Consider the following 5,650-nt stretch of genomic DNA (forward strand, 5'->3'; position numbering starts at 1 on the left):
GCTCTTTTGCTGAATTATCAAAATAATTTGATTATTCTGCTGAGTTTTGTGATAGTGAACGAACATAGGCTGCAAGCAGCATGATACGTTCATTACCTAGCTTGGTTTGCCATTCTGGCATCACACCTGAACGACCATGACGGATGGTTTCTCGAACCGTTTCACGATCACCACCGAATAGCCAGATGTCATCAGTTAGGTTAGGTGCACCCATGCTGGTCAAACCTTTAGCATCTGGACCGTGACATAGTACGCAGTTGGTCTCAAACAGTGCTTTACCTTGAGCAACTTGTGCGCTGTCTAACTCATAGCCATTTTGGTTGCCTGAGATGCTAAGTACATATTCAGCAGCTGCACGAACACCGGATTCACCCAGTTGTTTTTGCCATGCTGCCATCGCACCCACACGACCGTTGTGAATCGTCAATAGAACGTCAGCAGGTTCACCGCCATACAGCCAATCATTATCCGTCAAATCTGGATAGCCTAAAGAACCTTTGGCGTTCGAGCCGTGGCACAAGGCACAGTTTTGTAGGAATAGACGGTTACCGATTTTTTGAGCTTCAGGGTCAGCTGCTAGCTTATCCACGTATGGTGCTAGTAGTTTAACTTGCTCATCAATCTGAGTTTGTAGTTCAGCTGACGGTTCAGCCTCACCTTTCTTCTGAGATTGAAGCTCGGTTAGCTTAGCTAGTACTGCAGTTGCCTCAGAAGCACCTGCATTCGCCAAAATGCCTTGTTCAAAGTTCTCATTGAAAACCTTGTTGTTGGCTTGTAGCTGGCTGTTTAGCTCATTTACTGATGTCCAAGGCACTTCTTGGCCATCAACTTCAACCGTAGTGATACCTTTCCAAGCATGTGGTTGAATTGCCGGGAATAGGATAAAGTAACCCAAACCCCAAATTAGAGTACCAAAGAAAATCACAAGCCACCATTTAGGCAATGGCTTATCATACTCTCTAATACCATCGTATGAATGTCCTGTCGTTTCATCTTCTTCTAAGACAGGTTTGGTTTTTAGTGTCCACATTAGCACGCCGAAGATAAATAACCAGCAGCCTAATGACAGGACAGTAATCCAAGAACTCCAAAAAAAGCTCATTGTGTATCCTTAGTGCGCTCATTTGATGACAAAGACTTTAACGTCTTGTCATCAAGCGCAAGTTGTGCGTCTTCTTCAAAGCGTTTCTTATTTTTTGGTGAGTATGCCCACCATGCGATGCCAATAAAAGCGATGAATGCCGCGACAGTCGCAATACTATGCAAAACGCCCCAGTTCATTAGCGTTGACCCTGCATGGCGATACCAAGCTGCTGCAAGTAAGCAACCAATGCATCAAGCTCGGTCGCACCTTGTACTTGGTCAGGCGCTGCTTCGATGTCTTCTTCGGTATAAGGCAAGCCAAAACGGTCTTTAAATAGACGCATTTTTTTCTGTACTTTAGCGCCGTTAACTTCATTCTTGGCAAGCCAAGGATAGGCAGGCATCACCGAATCAGGCACAACAGAGCGCGGATCGATCAAATGGTCAACATGCCACTGGTCTGAATAACGACCGCCCACACGAGCTAGGTCAGGACCGGTACGCTTAGAACCCCATAGGAATGGGTGATCCCAAGTTGATTCCGCTGCACGGCTATATGGTCCGTAACGCTCAACTTCTGCACGAAGTGGACGCACCATCTGAGTATGGCACACATGGCAGCCTTCGCGAATATAGATATCACGACCTTCAAGCTCTAGTGCTGTCCAAGGACGCATGTTCGGCAAAGGCTTGTTCACACCACCTTTTTCAGGTGAGTGCTCATCAAAGATTAGCGGGACAATCTCAACTAAGGTTGCAAAGCTAATCGCGATGACGATAAAGATAACGAGTAAACCCGTGTTTTTCTCGACGATTTCGTGAGTGATATTTGACATGACTCTCCCCCTTAAGCCTTGACAGTGTCGTTGTCAAACACTTCATCACGACCAGTATTTACTTCATCTGGCTCAGCGATTGGTTCTGGAATGCTAGGCATTTTGATGGTTTTGTAGCAGTTATATGCCATAACCAACATACCTGCAACATACAGACCACCACCTAGTGCACGCACCACGAATGGCCAATGCGATACCACAACAGTCTGGATGAAGTCATACGCCAAAGTACCGTCTGGGTTAGTGGCACGCCACATCATACCTTGAGTGATACCTGAAATCCATAGCGCAACGATATACAGAACTGTACCAGTGGTTGCTAACCAGAAGTGTACGGTGATTAGGTTTGTTGAGTACATTTTTGCCTTGTTCCAGATACGTGGCAATAGCACATAAATAGAACCAATGGTAATCATACCAACCCAGCCTAATGCGCCTGAGTGAACGTGACCAACTGTCCAGTCAGTGTTGTGACTGATGGCGTTCACTGCTTTGATAGATAGCATCGGACCTTCAAAAGTACTCATCGCATAGAACGACAATGCAACAATCAAGAAACGAATGATCGGGTCAGTTCTTAGTTTGTCCCAGCTGCCTGATAGCGTCAATACACCGTTAATCATACCGCCCCAAGAAGGTGCGAATAGGATTAGCGAGAACACCATACCCAATGACTGAGTCCAGTCAGGTAGCGCTGAATAATGTAGATGGTGACCACCTGCCCACATGTATGAAGCGATCAGAGCCCAGAAGTGAACGATAGACAGGCGATAAGAATAAACAGGACGACCAATTTGCACAGGAATGAAATAATACATCATACCCAAGAATGCTGCTGTCAAGTAGAAACCTACCGCATTATGACCATACCACCATTGAACCATGGCATCTGTTGCACCGCCATATAGCGAGTATGATTTCCACATACCTACTGGAATGGCAAGGTTATTCACGATGTGAAGTAGTGCAATGGTAATGATAAACGCTGCAAAGAACCAGTTCGCTACGTAGATGTGCGAAGTCTGACGCTTAATCAGTGTGCCAAAAAATACAACTGCATAAGCCACCCACACCAAAGCGATGCCAATATCAATAGGCCATTCTAGTTCCGCATACTCTTTAGTGGATGTCAAACCCAATGGCAATGTAAGCACAGCAGCCACAATAACCGCTTGCCAACCCCAAAAGGTAAACCATGCCAAATAGGGTGCGAACAAACGTGTCTTACAAGTGCGCTGTACGATGTAATATGATGTTGCAAAAAGAGCCGAACCACCAAACGCGAAAATAACCGCGTTGGTATGTAACGGTCTTAAACGTCCAAAGGACAACCAAGATGTATCAAAGTTAAGTGCTGGCCATGCCAACTGAGATGCGATAAACACACCCACAGTCATGCCAACGATACCCCAAAATACCGCCATGATGGTAAAGAAACGCACGATCGTGATTTCATACTCATGGTCAACATTCGGGGCTACTGCTGTGTTATTTAGACTCATTGGATATTTTCCTGTGCAGCCCGATTTATTTAGCGAGTTTTATTGTTTTGGCTAGTGCGTCAGCATGGCTGTCTAATTTGCGATAAACAATAAAATCGACGCTTTTTGATTCATATCTATATATTTTAACGCAAAGCGCCACAAATATCATCACATCAAAGCGAATAACTGCAAAAAATCCTTAATTTTTATAAGGAAAACACAACAAAGATAGAAAATCTTAACACTGTGTGCGTTTAGCTTGCTTCTCGGATGAGTGGCTTGGCTTGCGTTGAGTGAAGATTAGATTCACCCACAAAGATTTAATTCCATACTGCTAATGTGGTATTATCAGTATTTTTCACCCTTTATTATACAACACAAATGTAATTTTTAGCGCATCTTTTGTAAAAATATTTGGATTTTTTGGCAATAATTTGGGATTTTTTCAAAATTTTCATCATTTTGACAGCATTTAAAACAATTAAATATTAATTTTATGTCTAATATTGAGCATAGATCTATGACACATCCAACACTTATTATTCAATAAATCTTTATCTCCTTTAATTATTGCAATTCCAATATTGCCACTACTCCGCAAAATCCGTCATCTATCTGTTTAATTGCATGATTTTAGTAACTGTTATTAATTTAGCTGCTTTTATACCCGTTTTTGATTTATAATGCGTTCACGTTTAACTTATCCATCTATTCACAAGGAGAATATTATGGCGCAATTTTTATCTCAATCATGGTTCGACCAAGTAGCAGCTCTTAACGCTCAGTCCGGCGAACTTAATCTGCCGCCCTCACTAGACTCACTGGTTCTAAATGCAACAGTCGAACAAGGCGCACCTACTCTACTCCACCTAAAGCACGGCAAAATCCACCAAGGTCATACCGATGGCGCAGTCAGTACCATTACCATCGATGGTGATACATTGAGTAATATCATCCAGACAGGCGACACCAGCCTTGCCATCGAAGCATTCATGATGGGTATGATTCGCGTTGATGGCGACATGAGCGCTGTCATGGCATTGCAATCTGCCAAGCCAAGCCCTGAACAAAAGGCATTATTTAAACAGATTTTAGCGGTTACCCAATTCTAATCCAGCTTGTTAGTTTTTGAACTAACATTTCATCAATCATTTCAAAGACAACAAAAAACCGCCCATGAGAGCGGTTTTTTGTTGTTTGAACTTAAGATTATTGAGCTTGGTTGAAGTTCTGGTAATCTTGGTTCATTTGGATTTGCTGAGTGCCGCCATGTTGGGTAGTAGCATATACAGCAACGTTCACTTCTACGCGACGGTTTGGCTGCAAGCAGTCGATCAACGCTTGACGTGGTTGATTGTCAGAGCACTGATGGATTTGTTGCAATTTACCAGCGCCTGCTGCAGACATGGTCGCTGCGTTCACACCACGCGAGATTAGGTAAGTACGAACAGTCTCAGCACGACGTTGTGATAGCGTCATGTTGTATTCATGGCTACCTAGACGGTCAGTGTGACCTACTAGGTGGATGCGGCTCTCACCACGTTTTTCCCACTCTAGTAGCTGAACAGCTAGCTGGTCTAGTTTTGCACGACCTGCAGGTAGCATGTCTTTAAGCTCGTATTTGTCAAACTTAAATAGTGCGTCTGCTTCTAGGTTGATGCGCTCGTTAACGATCTGAACAGGTTGCTGTGGTGCAGGCTGTTGAACAACTACTGGCGCAGGTGCTGCAGGTGGTTTAGCATAAGCTGCACACTCTGCAGGTAGCCAGTAGAACTCTTGACCACGGAAGTTCTCATCAAAGATAACTTTGTACTGACAAACTTTAACACTGTCATCTTCTTTGTGGAATTTCAAGATATAATCCCACTCACGAGCACGGTTTGATTCGTTAAAGTGCGGGCGACCGATTAGCTGATATAGCTCATCTTTTGCCACGCCTGGGCGAATCTTGGTCAAGTTTTCACGGTTTGGAAATTGACCGTCTTTTTGCCATGCATCATCTAGCTTTGGAAAGTAGATGTCTTCAGCAGCGATTGTACCTTCGTTGGTGATATTTTGGCTAACTTGCTTAGTACCCATACAGCCAGTCAGTGCAAACATTGCAACGGTTAACGCACTTAGTGCGGTAATTTTTTTCATATTGTAATCCTGAATTGGCATACGCCAATGCAAATTAAGTGAATTAGAAAATTTCCGTAAACCCTACATCTCGAAGTGCAAGATGTAGGGCTTAGTGGCTTGTTATGA

6 protein-coding genes are annotated in these 5,650 nt (G+C 43.7%); 1 reads left to right on the top strand and 5 read right to left on the bottom strand.

Annotation, left to right across the window (positions count from 1 at the left end; genetic code table 11):
- Positions 1-31: 31 nt before the first annotated feature.
- The 4 genes from ccoP to ccoN are packed head-to-tail and all read right to left on the bottom strand — an operon-like array spanning position 32 to position 3,421.
- Positions 32-1,102, bottom strand: a complete 1,071-nt coding sequence (ccoP, locus tag GY683_RS04105) for a cytochrome-c oxidase, cbb3-type subunit III (RefSeq protein WP_297287541.1) — start codon at positions 1,100-1,102, stop codon at positions 32-34.
- Positions 1,099-1,281 carry a cbb3-type cytochrome c oxidase subunit 3 gene (locus GY683_RS04110; RefSeq protein ID WP_036365053.1) on the bottom strand — a complete coding sequence of 61 codons (183 nt, stop codon included), beginning with the start codon at positions 1,279-1,281 and terminating at the stop codon, positions 1,099-1,101. Before GY683_RS04110 ends, ccoP begins: the two co-directional genes overlap by 4 nt.
- Entirely contained in the window at positions 1,281-1,919 is a 639-nt protein-coding gene (ccoO, locus tag GY683_RS04115) for a cytochrome-c oxidase, cbb3-type subunit II (protein ID WP_297287542.1), read from the bottom strand. Before ccoO ends, GY683_RS04110 begins: the two co-directional genes overlap by 1 nt.
- Before the next feature lie 11 nt (positions 1,920-1,930).
- On the bottom strand, positions 1,931-3,421 hold the full coding sequence (ccoN, locus tag GY683_RS04120; protein WP_297287543.1) for a cytochrome-c oxidase, cbb3-type subunit I: 1,491 nt from the start codon (positions 3,419-3,421) through the stop codon (positions 1,931-1,933).
- A 710-nt stretch (positions 3,422-4,131) separates the two neighbouring features.
- Here ccoN and GY683_RS04125 point away from each other — a divergent pair.
- Positions 4,132-4,515 (top strand): SCP-2 sterol transfer family protein, encoded by a 384-nt coding sequence (locus tag GY683_RS04125; protein ID WP_297287544.1) that lies wholly within the window; start codon positions 4,132-4,134, stop codon positions 4,513-4,515.
- A gap of 97 nt (positions 4,516-4,612) precedes the next feature.
- Here the strand turns inward: GY683_RS04125 and GY683_RS04130 are convergent, their stop codons facing one another.
- Positions 4,613-5,542, bottom strand: coding sequence for an OmpA family protein (locus tag GY683_RS04130; RefSeq protein ID WP_297287545.1), 930 nt, complete (start codon positions 5,540-5,542; stop codon positions 4,613-4,615).
- Between the last annotated feature and the right edge of the window lie 108 nt (positions 5,543-5,650).

Source organism: Moraxella sp. (genome assembly GCF_024227015.1).
Classification (GTDB): Bacteria; Pseudomonadota; Gammaproteobacteria; order Pseudomonadales; family Moraxellaceae; genus Moraxella.